The organism is Roseibium limicola (genome assembly GCF_017313085.1).
Taxonomy (GTDB): Bacteria; Pseudomonadota; Alphaproteobacteria; order Rhizobiales; family Stappiaceae; genus Roseibium; species Roseibium limicola.
In genome coordinates, this window is sequence record NZ_JAFLNF010000002.1 from 721707 (window position 1) to 735232 (window position 13526).

The 13526-nt window shown below is 57.8% G+C and carries 13 protein-coding genes; 8 read left to right on the plus strand and 5 right to left on the minus strand.

Features of this window, described 5'->3' with window-relative positions:
* Positions 1-78 precede the first annotated feature (78 nt).
* Positions 79-648 carry an RBBP9/YdeN family alpha/beta hydrolase gene (locus tag J0X15_RS06865; RefSeq protein WP_206939130.1) on the plus strand — a complete coding sequence of 190 codons (570 nt, stop codon included), beginning with the start codon at positions 79-81 and terminating at the stop codon, positions 646-648.
* A gap of 34 nt (positions 649-682) precedes the next feature.
* On the opposite strand, the gene J0X15_RS06870 is transcribed toward J0X15_RS06865, so the two are convergent.
* The 3 genes from J0X15_RS06870 to J0X15_RS06880 all read right to left on the minus strand — a co-directional run bounded on the left by J0X15_RS06870 (position 683) and on the right by J0X15_RS06880 (position 4254).
* A complete protein-coding gene (locus J0X15_RS06870) occupies positions 683-1459 on the minus strand; it encodes an HpcH/HpaI aldolase family protein (protein WP_331461886.1) in 777 nt (258 codons plus the stop codon).
* A 159-nt stretch (positions 1460-1618) separates the two neighbouring features.
* Positions 1619-1942: a DUF1476 domain-containing protein gene (locus J0X15_RS06875; protein WP_206939131.1), complete on the minus strand. Its 324-nt coding sequence runs from the start codon at positions 1940-1942 to the stop codon at positions 1619-1621.
* Positions 1943-2301: 359 nt separating this feature from the next.
* Entirely contained in the window at positions 2302-4254 is a 1953-nt protein-coding gene (locus J0X15_RS06880; RefSeq protein ID WP_206939132.1) for a PAS domain S-box protein, read from the minus strand.
* A 689-nt stretch (positions 4255-4943) separates the two neighbouring features.
* Between J0X15_RS06880 and purC the strand changes: the two genes are divergently transcribed.
* The 4 genes from purC to J0X15_RS06900 all read left to right on the plus strand — a co-directional run bounded on the left by purC (position 4944) and on the right by J0X15_RS06900 (position 7465).
* Positions 4944-5708 (plus strand): phosphoribosylaminoimidazolesuccinocarboxamide synthase, encoded by a 765-nt coding sequence (purC, locus tag J0X15_RS06885; RefSeq protein ID WP_206939328.1) that lies wholly within the window; start codon positions 4944-4946, stop codon positions 5706-5708.
* A 144-nt stretch (positions 5709-5852) separates the two neighbouring features.
* Entirely contained in the window at positions 5853-6095 is a 243-nt protein-coding gene (gene purS / locus J0X15_RS06890; RefSeq protein WP_331461890.1) for a phosphoribosylformylglycinamidine synthase subunit PurS, read from the plus strand.
* Positions 6096-6214: 119 nt separating this feature from the next.
* A complete protein-coding gene (gene purQ / locus J0X15_RS06895; protein ID WP_206939137.1) occupies positions 6215-6883 on the plus strand; it encodes a phosphoribosylformylglycinamidine synthase subunit PurQ in 669 nt (222 codons plus the stop codon).
* A 327-nt stretch (positions 6884-7210) separates the two neighbouring features.
* On the plus strand, positions 7211-7465 hold the full coding sequence (locus tag J0X15_RS06900) for a DUF2164 domain-containing protein (protein ID WP_206939139.1): 255 nt from the start codon (positions 7211-7213) through the stop codon (positions 7463-7465).
* 29 nt (positions 7466-7494) lie between these two features.
* On the opposite strand, the gene J0X15_RS06905 is transcribed toward J0X15_RS06900, so the two are convergent.
* Positions 7495-8403 (minus strand): helix-turn-helix transcriptional regulator, encoded by a 909-nt coding sequence (locus J0X15_RS06905; RefSeq protein WP_206939141.1) that lies wholly within the window; start codon positions 8401-8403, stop codon positions 7495-7497.
* 102 nt (positions 8404-8505) lie between these two features.
* Between J0X15_RS06905 and J0X15_RS06910 the strand changes: the two genes are divergently transcribed.
* A complete protein-coding gene (locus J0X15_RS06910; RefSeq protein WP_206939143.1) occupies positions 8506-9042 on the plus strand; it encodes a peroxiredoxin-like family protein in 537 nt (178 codons plus the stop codon).
* Between the two features lie 147 nt (positions 9043-9189).
* Here the strand turns inward: J0X15_RS06910 and J0X15_RS06915 are convergent, their stop codons facing one another.
* Positions 9190-9441, minus strand: coding sequence for a DUF1127 domain-containing protein (locus tag J0X15_RS06915; protein ID WP_206939144.1), 252 nt, complete (start codon positions 9439-9441; stop codon positions 9190-9192).
* A gap of 93 nt (positions 9442-9534) precedes the next feature.
* Between J0X15_RS06915 and J0X15_RS06920 the strand changes: the two genes are divergently transcribed.
* Together J0X15_RS06920 and purL are read left to right on the plus strand one after the other, a co-directional pair.
* Positions 9535-11049, plus strand: coding sequence for an aminotransferase-like domain-containing protein (locus J0X15_RS06920; protein WP_206939145.1), 1515 nt, complete (start codon positions 9535-9537; stop codon positions 11047-11049).
* Between the two features lie 242 nt (positions 11050-11291).
* Positions 11292-13490, plus strand: a complete 2199-nt coding sequence (purL, locus tag J0X15_RS06925; protein WP_206939329.1) for a phosphoribosylformylglycinamidine synthase subunit PurL — start codon at positions 11292-11294, stop codon at positions 13488-13490.
* Positions 13491-13526 lie beyond the last annotated feature (36 nt).

Genomic DNA, 13526 nt, shown 5'->3' on the forward strand with positions numbered 1-13526 from the left:
GCTGCGCTTCCTGTTTGACAAGCGCCCGGATCCTCGCCATGAGGGTCTCCAGATGCGACAGCAATAGAGGATCCAGCCGTGAAAATCTCCGAAGCCGATATTCTTCTCATCCCCGGCTATGGCGACACACCAAAGGATCACTGGATGCGTCGCTGGCAGGGAAAGATGGCCACAGCCCAGGTTGTCGAGCAGAAGAGCTGGTTCAAGCCGGTGCTGAAACTCTGGCAGGACACCCTGTTGGCCAAGGTCGAACAAACGGAGCGTCCCGTCGTTCTCGTCGGACATTCCCTCGGCTGCCATCTGATTGCCCATGCCAGCCTGCACTGGCCGAAGGACAAGGTCGTCGGAGCCTATCTCGTCTGCCCTCCGAACCTGGAGAGAACGACAAATCATCCGGCGTTCGATGTTTCCAGCTTTTTGCCGATCCCGCATCACCCGATCAAGGCACGCACGCATGTCGTTGCCAGTCAGAACGACCCATATGGCGATTTCAAGCTGAGCGAAGAGTTTGCCCGGAAGTGGGGGGCAACCTTCCAGGATGCCGGTCAGGCCGGGCACGTCAACATGGAGTCCGGACATGGCCCGTGGCCGGAAGGCTTGTTGTCCTTCGCGCATTTCATGAAACGTCTGGGCAGCAGCGACGCCTAAGGCCGCTGCCGCGCCGTTTCAAACGTCAGCGACCTCAGCTTTCGCCGCAGGCATCCAGTGCAACACGCACGCTGTCGGCCACCAGCACCATGTCGATGCCATAGGCCATCAGCACAAAGCCCTGCGCCTTGGCGGCCAGCACGTCTCCTGGTGTCATGCAGAAGATGCCGGCGAACTTCCCCGCCTTCTTAGCTGCCTTCACGACACGGCTTGCTGCCTCCAGAGTGTCCGGGCTGGCCGGATTCAATTCCGCCCCGCTCGATAGCGCCAGCGACAGATCGCTCGGGCCGACGAAAACACCATCAATGCCTTCCACAGCGAGGATGTCATCCAGCTCATCAAGCGCCGGACGGGTCTCGATCATGGCAATCGCCAGCGTTTCACTGTTGGCCTGGGCCAGATAGTCATTGGGCGCCAGACCGGCCAGTTGAGCCGCGCGCAAGGGCCCCCAGCTGCGTTCTCCCACCGGCGGATATTTCGCCGCATCGGCAAAGGCCTTGGCGTCCGTTGCGGAATTGATCATCGGCGCGATGACGGCCTGCGCGCCCAGATCCAGATAACGCGAGGCATTTGTCAGATCACCGACGCCCATCCGGACAATCGGATGACTGCCCGCCAACGTCAGCGCGGCGATACCTTCGCGTGCTTCCGCCAGACCCATTTGCCCGTGCTGAAGATCGAGCGTCACAGCCTCATAGCCGGAACGGCCGATCTGCTCGGCAATACCCGGGCTCGACATCATGATCCAGCTGGTGACAACGGGCTTGCCTCCCTTGAGCTTATCGGCAAGTGATTTTTGTGAATTCGACACGACGTTCTCCCTTCCTCTTTTCCAATATGTGCCCACGCAGGTCAGAAACGGACAAGGTCATCTCGTGACAAAAAAGCCCCCCTGCGACACCTGTCGCAGGGGGGGCTTGGTCACTTGTCGGCCAGAACACGCATCCAGAGCCGAAAATTCGTTGAAGGCTCAGCCTCCGCGCTGCACCTGCTCCACAGCCGTGTGAAGAAGTTCTTCCATCGCATGGCGAATCTGGTGATCCGACTGCTCGACCTTCGCGGCATCAAAATCGGCGCGGATTTTGCGGAACACATCTTCCTCGCCTGGCTCTTCGAAATCCGAGCGGACGACTTCGCGGGCATATTCCTCGGCCTTGTCACCATTCAGGCTGAGCTTTTCAGCCGCCCAAAGACCCAGAAGCTTGTTGCGTCGTGCGACAGCTTTGAACTTCAATTCTTCGTCATGAGCGAACTTGTTTTCAAAGTCCTTCTCGCGATTATTGAAAGTACTCATGGTCAGTCTCTCCTGAATGTCGGCCACTCTCCGGCGCACCGCTAGTGCAGCAGGTGGGGAGGTTGGTGGAGTTATTCAATATCGGCGACACTAGACTAAATCAATGGAAGGCCAATGATGCTGATCAAACACATCTAAAATTCATCCGACATAAATTGGCACCAGGCTGCACATATCAAGGAGACCGCCGTGCTTTCGTCTGCCTTCAGTTGAGTTCCGCGCCTCCGAATTGGTCAACAGCTCCGGTCTTTTAGGCCAATTGCGCCCACACCGGGCTGCGCCAAAGAGCGGCCGACCATATCGGACATCGGGAGAACACGCGAAGCAAGATCTGCGCAAGATCACTTCAGATGGTAAGCTTAGGCAGCGGCTTTGGCACGGAATTCCACTCCAATTTCCTGACTATCGCGGCGAACCGTGATGCAGTTCCGTTCCTCTTCACCTTCCTGTTCCAAAACAAAATGATCCCCGACGAGCGACGTATTTTCGACAAAGATCCTCGCACCAGAAGGCGAAATGTCCCGAATAGAGGCTCCTAGCCTGGAACCGTTCGTACCAACGATCACACAATCCCTATAGACACGCTTGCGCGGATCGCGACGCCGATTTTCCATGCCGACAACCCAATCGTCGAGGCTTTCACAAACCGAGGCAACACTGCCCGATGCAGACCGCAGACGGGTATTGATTTCGTCTGTGAAAACACACTGTTGTTCAGTGGCGTCAGTTGTCGAAATGACGAGTTTCTGCACCTCGGAGATGGAACTTCGAATAGATTTCAATGCGTCATCGACAGAGCCGGCCACGGACTGCATTTCCGCGATTTCCGAAAAGATCTGAGTGGTGGCCTGTGAGGTTTGGTTTGCAAGCACCTTGACCTCATTTGCCACGACCGCGAAACCACGCCCCGCTTCGCCAGCGCGCGCAGCCTCGATGGTCGCATTCAGTGAGAGCAAGTTGATCTGATCCGCCACCTTGGAAATAAGCTGGACGACACCATCCATGGAGGCAGCCGCTGTGCGTAGCTTTTCAGTTGACTGCTCCGCCACTTCGGAGCGACCGCTCATGGCCTCGACTGCGGCACGGGCACTGTCCATGCCTTGCGAAATATCCTGTGCAGAAGAACTCACATACTGCGCAGAACTCGCAGTATGCTCAACAGTGCCAAGGGTTTCCTCCGCCGCATTGATAGCGATCTGACGCGCTTTCATATTCTGGGTGATGTCGGTTGCGAACTTTGTCACCTTCATGATGTTGCCGGAAGCGTCGAAGATGGGATTGTAGCTCGCCTGCAACCAGATCGGTTCTCCCGCCTTGTTATAGCGCTGATAGATCGCCGACATCGGATTTCCTTCCGCAAGGGTCTTCCAGAAATCGGCATACTCCTGAGACTTGCCATACTTCCCGTCGACGAACATCCGGTGGTGCTTGCCCTTGATCTCGTCGAGGCGATAGCCTGAAGTCTTCAGGAAGTTGTCGTTTGCATCTAGAATATAACCTTCCTTGGTGAAGGAGATCATCGCCTGGCTGCGACTGATGGCGGCAATCAAACCTGTGTGTTCGGCATTCTTGCGCTTCTCGTCGGTAATATCGGACGCAATTTTCACAACCTTGAAAGGCTGACCGGCCGCATCGAAGATTGGATTGTAGGTCGCGTGAATCCAAACTTCATTGCCGTCCTTGGCGAAACGCCTGAAGTCCCCGGCCTTGAATTGCCCTTCCCCGAGTTCCTTCCAGAAGGTCTTGTATTCCGGCGTGTCACGGTAGTCGGGCGCGACGAACATCGCATGATGCTTGCCCGTGACCTCGTCTGAAGTGTAGCCGAGCACATTCAGGAAGTTCTCATTCGCTTCGAGAATATTGCCTTTCAGATCGAAATGGATCACGGCCTGCGAGCGGTCTATCGCCTTCAGCTGCCCCTGAGCTTCAGCACTCCGCAATTTTGCCGCGGTGATGTCCGACGCAGTCTTCACGACCCGATAGACATTTCCCTTCGGATCAAAAACCGGGTTGTAAGATGCCTGTATCCAAACGACCTTCCCGGTCTTTGTGACCCGCATGAATTCATCGGATTTGAATTCACCGCGAGCGAGATCATGCCAGAACGACTGATACTCTGCACTTGCGGCATAGGACGGTTCCACAAACATGCGGTGATGCTTGCTTTTGATCTCTTCGAGGGAATACCCCATGACGGAGAGGAAGTTATCGTTGGCGTCCAGAATTGTGCCGTCCGGCTTGAACTGGATGATCGCCTGAGATCGGCCGAATGCCTCGATCACATCACGATCGCTACTCCGGAAAAGTGCCATTTGGAGAAGTCCCTACTCACATTGTGAACTGAGAGCTATCACCACATAAGTATTCAAATTCTTAATTGTCGGGTTTTCGCGTTTTCAAATAAAGACTTATATCAACTATGCTATCTGACCGCTAGGCACACACCACGCGGCTTCAGATCAAGAATACACCTAAGAAATTCACGTCATTTCGATTGGTTTTTCTTGCTCAAATCAGCCAATCAATACGCGGGGCACAGCAGGCCTGTTGGCCCACGGCTGATCAGCGACATCATTCTTCTCTGAAATCGATCCGCACTGGAAGCGAAGTGGATATTCATTAAAATCACCAACAACACCATGTCAGAGAATTTCGCTCAGTCCTTTGTCTCAGGGCAATCACCTGCTTGCGGAGCGTGTCACCGTTTTCCAAATCAACGTAAGATCAATGATGCGGATCAGACATATCTAAAATTCACCTGGCGTAAATCGGTCCCAGGCTACACCTTGCAAGGAGAACGTTGTGCTTTCGCCTGCCTTCAGTTAAGTTCCGCGCCGCCGAACAGGTCAGCAAGCTCCGGTCATTTAAACCAATTGCGCCCACATCGGGCTGCGCCGAAGAGCGGCCGACCATATCGGATATCGGGAGAACACACGAAGCAAGATCTGCGCAAGGTTGCTCTCGACCCAATGGATTTTTCAACCAGACACGGTACATGCTCATGAATCGCCGCCGCCGCATTTACGAAGGCAAGGCCAAGATTTTATACGAAGGCCCGGAACCAGGCACACTGATTCAGCACTTCAAAGACGACGCCACCGCTTTCAATGCCAAGAAGCACGAAATCATTGATGGCAAGGGCGTGCTGAACAACCGGATTTCCGAGTATATCTTCAACAATTTGAATGCCATGGGCATCCCAACCCATTTCATTCGCCGCATGAATATGCGCGAGCAGCTGATCCGCGAAGTCGAGATCATCCCGCTCGAAGTGGTCGTGCGCAACGTCGCTGCCGGTTCTATCGCCAAGCGCCTTGGTCTGGAGGAAGGCACCCAGCTGCCCCGCTCGATCATCGAGTTCTACTACAAGAACGATGAGCTGGAAGACCCGCTGGTGGCAGAAGAACACGTCACGGCCTTCGGCTGGGCCAACCCGCAGGAGCTCGACGACATCATGGCGCTGGCCATTCGGGTCAATGATTTCCTCTCCGGGCTGTTCCTCGGCGTCGGTATCCGGCTTGTCGATTTCAAGATCGAATGCGGCCGACTGTTCGAGGGCGACATGATGCGCATTGTCGTTGCCGACGAGATTTCCCCCGACAGCTGTCGTTTGTGGGATATCGAAACCAACGACAAACTGGACAAGGACCGCTTCCGCCGCGACATGGGCGGAATGCTGGAAGCCTATCAAGAAGTGGCCAAACGTCTCGGCATTCTCAATGAGAATGACCGCCAGAACCCCACCGGCCCGACGTTGGTACAGTAATTCGAAGACACCAAGCCCCCGGTCAACACGCCGGGGGCTTTTTGCATTTACCGAGAAACTCCAGCCCCGCCCCTTTCACCTGGCGCCGGGCTGGTGTAATGAGGCGCCAAATCATCCCGGCTGCTCTCTGCGGAGTTAAGGAAAATCATGAAGGCACGTGTGATCGTCACCCTGAAGAACGGCGTTCTCGACCCCCAGGGCAAAGCAATCGAAGGCGCTCTTGGCGGTTTGGGTTTTGACGACGTCGGATCTGTCCGTCAGGGCAAGGTCTTTGATGTTGAGCTGACAGGCTCCGACAAGGCTGCCGCAAAGGCGGAGCTCGAGCAGATGTGCGAGAAGTTGCTGGCCAACACGGTCATCGAAAACTACTCCATCGAAATCGAATAAGCTGAGGGGATCACAACGGATCACTGCCGACCGCCGAGCACACCGGTCGCTGGCACCAAGCCCCGTTCCCCCTCGCATTCTCATGGTCTTGGCCCGAGTGCCCATTTGGATAAAGCCACATGAAAACCGCCATTATCGTCTTTCCGGGATCCAACCGCGACCGCGACATGTTCCATGCTCTGGAGCTGATCACCGGAGCACGTCCTCAAGCGGTCTGGCACACGGAAACCAGTTTGCCTGACGCAGATCTCGTGATCGTGCCCGGCGGCTTCTCCTATGGGGACTACCTGCGCTCCGGCGCGATTGCCGCCCGTTCGCCGATCCTCAAGGATCTTGTGCGCAAGGCCGATGCCGGCGTGAATGTTCTGGGCGTCTGCAACGGCTTTCAGATCCTCACCGAAGCAGGTCTTCTGCCCGGCGCCTTGATGCGCAATGCCGGTATCAAGTTCGTCTGCAAGGAAGTGAAGCTTCAGACGGTCAATGATGGCACACGTTTCTCCTCTTCCTTCACCAAGGATCAGGTCTGGCGCTGCCCGGTGGCCCATCATGACGGCAATTACTTCGCCGAAGCAGATGAGCTGAAGACCATCGAGGACAATGGTCAGGTGATCTTCCGGTATGCCGACGGCACCAACCCGAACGGCTCGGTCAACGACATCGCCGGCCTTACCAACAAGGCAGGCAACGTGCTTGGCATGATGCCCCATCCGGAAAATCTGGTGGAAGAACTCAACGGCGGCACCGACGGACGGCTGCTGTTTGAAAGCCTGGTCAGTGCTGCTGCCTGATCCTCAGATTTGATCAGTGACAATTTATGAAAGTGGAGGCCTCGTGCCTCCATTTTTGTTTTTGGTCCCGGTCTTCGCCATTCCGCCCCGCAACCCAAAGAGATCCCCGAGTTCACTGGCTCCAACTCAGCGCTGCGCTTGTCCGGGAGGACGTTGGGGAGGCTGGGCTGTGTCGAAAACGCTCGGAGGCGCAGGCGTTCCCCCAAAACCCCAATTGGCGTCATCCCGCACGAAGATGCGGGACCGGTGAGCCACGACAGGGGGTTGCACATTTAGGGCCCTACGGGTCACATCCTTCTGCGATTCTTCAATGACGAAAGAGACCACATGCCGGATGACATTCTGACCCGCGAAACACGCGATGCCCTTGTCCGCACCATTCAGGCCTACTGCCAGGATGAGCTGGATATGGAGATGGGCAACATGGATGCCGGTTTTCTGCTTGACCACCTGAGCGAAACCATGGGAGCCGCCTATTACAACAAGGGACTGCAGGACGCCGGGTTGCTGTTCGCCAAAAAGGCGGAAGATATTGCAGACGAACTCTACGGTTTGGAAAAGCCATGGAGCGGGCGCAGCTGAATGCCCGCTCCATGGCTCTCTCAAGCAGCTCATTCCGCCCAGTAGCTCTGACCCATGCCGTCACGCGGTTCGCCCGCGGTAACACGCAACCGGCTCGGACTTTCCCCGAAACGTCGCGAGAAAGCACGTGAGAACGACGCGGAACTTGAGAAGCCGCAATTTCGCGCAACCGTCTTGACCGGCTCCCCCCGCTGCAGCGCGATCCGCGCCAGCGCGAGGCGCCAGTCGGAGAGATAGCCACCCGGCGTGACACCTAGAACCTCCCGGAACGTCACGGCGAACTGGGTGCGCGACATCCCGGCTTCATCCGCGAGATTCTCCAGGCTCCAGGGCTTGCTGGGGCCGTTGTGCATCGCCACCAGCGCATGTGCCAGCCGAGGATGCGCCAACCCGGCCATCAACCCGGCATTGGCACTGCCACGCTCGATCGCATGGCGCAGCAACCGGATCACCACCACTTCACACAACCGCAAAAAAACAGCCATGCCGCCACAACGCGGCGTCATCACTTCTTCTGCCAAGGGAAGAACCACACAGGCCAGATCCGGAGCTTCATCCAGACGGATGGACAGGGTCTCCGGCAGCGCCATGACCAGGTGCGGCCCAACACCGGCCAGCTCAACGCACGCCGCGACGAGCGTTATCTCTCCAGGCAGCGCCGAAGCAGCGATCTTCTCTGAGCCACGCAACTTCGCTGAGCGGTTCAGTCGATCGCGGGACAGCGGCTCGGGCGCCGTCGTTGGCGCGCCGTTTGGGGTATAGACCAAACGGATCCCGCCGTCGGCGTTGCTGAAGATGAGAAAATTCGGAGTGTCAGCCTCGACATCACGCGCCTCAACCAAGGTTGCATGCACACGCAGGTGACTGATCAGGGCAGAAAGCCGGTCAAACCTTTGAGAATGCCCCGAAGAGGCAATCGCGCTGTCATGGCTCCCCATATCCGAACTCCAAGTTAACTAATTGAGATAATTTATGCTCATTAGTTCTACATACTCACAGCATCAAATCAATACTGATAATTAAATATAGGTCATTCATCAATGCTGACTCCCCGTCAAACCGTCCCCGCCCTGCAGCTTCCGACCGTCGCCCATGGCGCCTTCGATCTAAGCGCCGAAACGCCGGACTTCGCCACGCTGGTGGTCTTCTATCGCGGCCTGCATTGCCCGATCTGCGCAACCTATCTAAAGGAACTGGTTCGCTTGCAAAGCGAGCTGGATAACCGCGGCGTCAACGTCATCGCTGTTTCCTCAGACGGCAAGGACCGCGCTGCCGAGATGGCCGAGAAGATCGGTGCCACAGATCTGCGTGTCGCATACGACCTGCCGCTCAGCGTGGCACGTGACTGGGGTCTTTACACCTCTGCAGGCCGTGGAAAGACCTCCATCGGCCTTGAAGAGCCTGAACTCTTCTCCGAGCCTGGCGTATTTCTGGTGCGCGCCAATGGCGAATTGTACTTCGCCTCCGTGCAGACCATGCCGTTCGTCCGTCCGCATTTCCAGGAAATGCTCGGCGCACTGGATTTCGTCCAGAAGGCAGACTACCCGGGCCGTGGTGAGTATACCGGCGAAGTGTAATCACTGATATGACATGAAAAAGCCTGACGCGAGCATTCCACTCGGGTCAGGCTTTTTTGTGCGTTTCTCCTGGCTTGTGAGCTGTCTGTCGGAAAAGCTGATCCGAAGTGGATGGCCCTGCCTCTGCCTGCATTCGGTCTGCAAATCCTACCAAGGCCGAAAGATGTCCGTGGCTCGCGAATCCCAGAAGGGGCGCAGGGCTTCCTCTTCTGCGGCCGACCGCGTCAGCCCCAAGTCCCGTAAGGCCTCATCCGACAACTTTGAAAGTTGCTTGCGCGTCCGACCAGTGTGGTACCAGGCGAGGCCCAGCGTCAAAAGAGCGCTCAACAGCTGCAGCACGCCGCTGCGCGGCAACCTCAGTCCCGAACGCCTCAAGGCTATTGTGTCAATTGAACCCATTACAATCTCCTTTTTTGGTACAATATCGCATCCAAGTGGGTGACATTGATATGAATTGACTCAGCGACAGTGACAAGATAGTTTATTGTCACCATGACAAATTGGATCCCTGAAATTCCCGCCGGCGCCGGCCCGCTCTACATGCGTCTTGCCGAAAAGATCGCCAGAGACATTCTGTCCGGTGCTCTCGCAGCCAAGACCAAGCTCCCGCCGCAGCGGGATCTGGCCTACGATCTCGGCGTCACTGTCGGCACGGTCGGCAGGGCCTATGCACTGGTGCGCAAGCGCGGTCTGGTCAGCGGCGAGGTTGGCCGCGGCACCTATGTGCTTGGCAGCGCCGAGCAAGACAATTCAGCCGCTCCTGAGCACACCGGCAAGATGCGGGCCCAACCCGCAGACAGCCGGTTTTCCGGCTTTGACCGAGAGGCTGACAAATGGCTGAACATCGAGCATCCAGCGCCTCTGCCTGACTACGGTTTCGGCAGCACGCGGGTCGCCAGTCCACCGGAAGGAATATTCCGACTCGACAGCACCTCTGCCCCGGATGTTGGACAAGGCCAGATCCTCGAAGAGCTTCTGCCCCGCATTGCAGCCGAAATGCCGAATGAAATCGCCAGCTATACCCGCACCGTACCCGACAGATGGTGCGAAGCCGGTCAGCGCTGGCTGTCGCGTGGAGGCTGGACCCCGGAAGCCGCTTCCATCGTGCCCACCTTTGGTGCTCAGGCGGCAATCATGTCGGCAATTTCAGCAGTCACAGCCCCCGGAGACCGGCTGGTCTTTGAGGAACTGACCTACAGTTCGGTGGCTCGGGGCGCACGCTTTTCCGGCCGTCAGTCGGTCCAGGTCACCAGCGACAAGGAAGGCCCCCTGCCCGACAGCCTGGACAGTGTCTGCAAACAGACCCACCCCAAGGCCATCTTCCTCATGCCGACCATGCATAATCCAACCCTGGCGACAATCTCCGAAGCCCGGCGTCTCGATCTGCTGGAAGTCATTCGTCGGCACAATCTCTGGATCATCGAAGATGAGGTTTACGGCGCCCTGCGGCCCAACACGCTGACGCCCTTCGCCAAATTGGCTCCAGAGCGCACTTTTCACGTCGGCTCGCTGTCGAAAGCGGTTGCAGCCGGCCTGCGTGGCGGCTGGATTTCCTGCCCACCTCAACAGACCCAGCGGCTTTTCACAGCCCACAAGATGCTGACTGGCGGCAGCTCGTTCCTGCTGTCGGAAGCCTCCAGCCGGCTTGTCAACTCCGGTCAGGCAGATCGTCTGCGCCAAGCCATCCTGCTGGAGATCCGCAACCGCTATGAGATTGCGTCAGACATCCTGCGTGGCTCGGACATGGTCATTGCCCCGGATTCACCTTTCATCTGGCTGAAGCTGCCCGAGCCCTGGCAACCCGGCACTTTCAAGGCCGCTGCCGCAGAGGCTGGTGTGCTGATTGATGACGAGGATGAATTCAGGACAGGACGTGCCAGCGAACTCCACTACCGGGTTCGCATTGCCACAACCAATCCCAAAACCTGCGGGGAACTGGCGGACGGCATGCAGCGTCTGAGCCGGATTCTGGCCGACAACGGCGCTTGTTACGACAGCGTTGCCTGACGTGAAGAGCGACTGAGGAAAAGCCTCAGAGTGAGCAAATGCCAAGGTGAAGGTGCTCGAATGGGTTCCATCTTGGCAGCTTTGAGCAAGAGACTCGCAACCAACGGCGAAAAATCACTCTCGCGCTCTGCAGATCATACCCAAGAAACCGCATTCCCCTCTCCCTTTCGTGCGATTGTTCTGATAAACGGAAGCCAAAATTGGCACAGGTGCCGCCTCGCACCGCAATGATCTGGACCGACATGATTCCCAACGACATCAAGATCACGCCCGAACTTATCGCCTCCCACGGCCTCAAGCCGGACGAATACGACCGTATTCTGGAGCTGATCGGCCGCGAGCCGAGCTTCACCGAACTCGGCATTTTCTCAGCGATGTGGAATGAGCATTGCTCGTACAAGTCGTCCAAGAAGTGGCTGAAGACCCTGCCCACCAAGGGCCCGCGCGTTCTGCAGGGGCCGGGTGAGAATGCTGGTGTGGTCGATATCGGCGACGGTCAGGCTGTTGTCTTCAAGATGGAAAGCCACAACCACCCGTCCTACATCGAGCCCTATCAGGGTGCTGCGACCGGCGTCGGCGGTATCTTGCGCGACGTCTTCACCATGGGCGCTCGCCCGGTTGCTGCCATGAACGCCCTGCGCTTCGGGTCTCCCGATCATCCGCGCACCCGCCATCTGGTTTCCGGCGTGGTGTCAGGCGTCGGCGGTTACGGCAACTCCTTCGGTGTGCCGACCGTCGGCGGTGAAGTCGAGTTCCATCCCAGCTACAACGGCAACTGTCTGGTCAATGCTTTTGCCGCAGGCTTGGCGGACTCCGACAAGATCTTCCTCGCCAAGGCCGAAGGCGTCGGCCTGCCCGTGGTCTACCTCGGCGCCAAGACCGGCCGTGACGGCGTTGGCGGTGCCACCATGGCGTCAGCCGAGTTCGATGACACCATCGAGGAAAAGCGCCCGACCGTTCAGGTCGGTGATCCCTTCACCGAGAAGTGCCTGCTGGAAGCCTGCCTGGAACTGATGGAGACCGGTGCGGTCATCGCCATTCAGGACATGGGGGCTGCGGGCCTGACCTGCTCTGCCGTCGAGATGGGCGCCAGTGGCGACCTCGGCATCGAGCTGGACCTCGACAAGGTGCCGGTGCGCGAAGAGCACATGACCGCCTATGAGATGATGCTGTCGGAAAGCCAGGAGCGCATGCTCATGGTTCTGCGTCCCGAAAAGGAAGATCAGGCCAAAGCCATCTTCACCAAATGGGGCCTGGACTTTGCTATCGTCGGCTTTACCACCGACACCCTGCGGTTCGTGGTGAAGCATCAGGGCGAGACGGTTGCCGATCTGCCGATCAAGAAGCTGGGCGATGAAGCCCCCGAGTACGACCGCCCCTGGGTGGAATGGGAAAAGCTTCCCGTACTCGATGCCGACGACATTGCAGAACCTGCAGACTACGCCGATGTACTGACCAAGCTGGTCGGCGGAGCCAATGGCGCATCGCGTCGTTGGGTCTACGAACAATACGACACGCTGATCCAGTCCAACACCGCAGCCGGTCCCGGCGGCGACAGCGGCGTGATCCGTGTCGATGGCACGCGAAAGGGCCTGACGTTCTCCGTCGACGTGACCCCGCGCTACTGCAAGGCCGACCCATTCGAGGGCGGCAAACAGGCTGTCGCGGAAGTCTGGCGCAACCTGACAGCCGTCGGCTCCGAGCCGCTGGCCGCCACAGACAACCTGAACTTCGGCAACCCGGAAAAGCCGGAAATAATGGGCCAGTTCGTCGGCTGCATCAAAGGCATCGGCGCGGCTTGCGAACAGCTGGAATTCCCGATCGTCTCCGGCAACGTCTCGCTCTATAACGAGACATATGGCGAAGCGATCCTGCCAACTCCAGCGATTGGCGGCGTCGGCCTTCTGCCGGATGTCACCGTGCGCGCCACCTCTGCCTTCAAGGCTGCAGGCGAGGCCATCGTGGTGATTGGCGGCGCGGGCACGCATCTGGGCTGCTCTCAGTACCTCTCCGAAATTCTCGGTCGGGAAGAAGGCGCTCCGCCGCCAGTCGATCTGGGCGCAGAAAAGCGTCGCGGCACATTCGTGCGACAGCTGATCGGCACAGGCCGCGTCACCAGCGTGCATGACATTTCTTCAGGCGGCCTCGGCGTTGCCCTGGCCGAGATGGCCATGTCCGGCAAGATCGGTGCGAAAGTCGCAATCGACGGTCCGGCCCACGCTGTTCTCTTTGGCGAAGACCAGGGGCGCTATGTTCTGACCGTCGACCCCGACCGTTTGGATGCTGTTTTGGAAGATGCCATCGACAACGGCATCGAGGCACACCACATTGGGTCAACAGGTGGTGAGGAATTGACTGTTGAGGGTGTCCTCACCATATCCGTTGCAAAGTTGAGCGCAGCACACGAAGATTGGTTCCCGACTTACATGGCCGCTTCCTGAAGCGACCAATTCACTGGAACCACATAAAAACACTGG

Excerpts from the sequence above, each read along its gene's own strand:
- J0X15_RS06875 (WP_206939131.1), bottom strand. The coding sequence starts at position 1,942 with ATGAGTACTTTCAATAATCGCGAGAAGGACTTTGAAAACAAGTTCGCT.
- purL (WP_206939329.1), top strand. The coding sequence starts at position 11,292 with ATGATTCCCAACGACATCAAGATCACGCCCGAACTTATCGCCTCCCAC.
- J0X15_RS06905 (WP_206939141.1), bottom strand. The coding sequence starts at position 8,403 with ATGGGGAGCCATGACAGCGCGATTGCCTCTTCGGGGCATTCTCAAAGG.
- J0X15_RS06900 (WP_206939139.1), top strand. The coding sequence starts at position 7,211 with ATGCCGGATGACATTCTGACCCGCGAAACACGCGATGCCCTTGTCCGC.
- purQ (WP_206939137.1), top strand. The coding sequence starts at position 6,215 with ATGAAAACCGCCATTATCGTCTTTCCGGGATCCAACCGCGACCGCGAC.
- J0X15_RS06880 (WP_206939132.1), bottom strand. The coding sequence starts at position 4,254 with ATGGCACTTTTCCGGAGTAGCGATCGTGATGTGATCGAGGCATTCGGC.
- J0X15_RS06920 (WP_206939145.1), top strand. The coding sequence starts at position 9,535 with ATGACAAATTGGATCCCTGAAATTCCCGCCGGCGCCGGCCCGCTCTAC.
- J0X15_RS06910 (WP_206939143.1), top strand. The coding sequence starts at position 8,506 with ATGCTGACTCCCCGTCAAACCGTCCCCGCCCTGCAGCTTCCGACCGTC.
- J0X15_RS06915 (WP_206939144.1), bottom strand. The coding sequence starts at position 9,441 with ATGGGTTCAATTGACACAATAGCCTTGAGGCGTTCGGGACTGAGGTTG.
- purC (WP_206939328.1), top strand. The coding sequence starts at position 4,944 with ATGAATCGCCGCCGCCGCATTTACGAAGGCAAGGCCAAGATTTTATAC.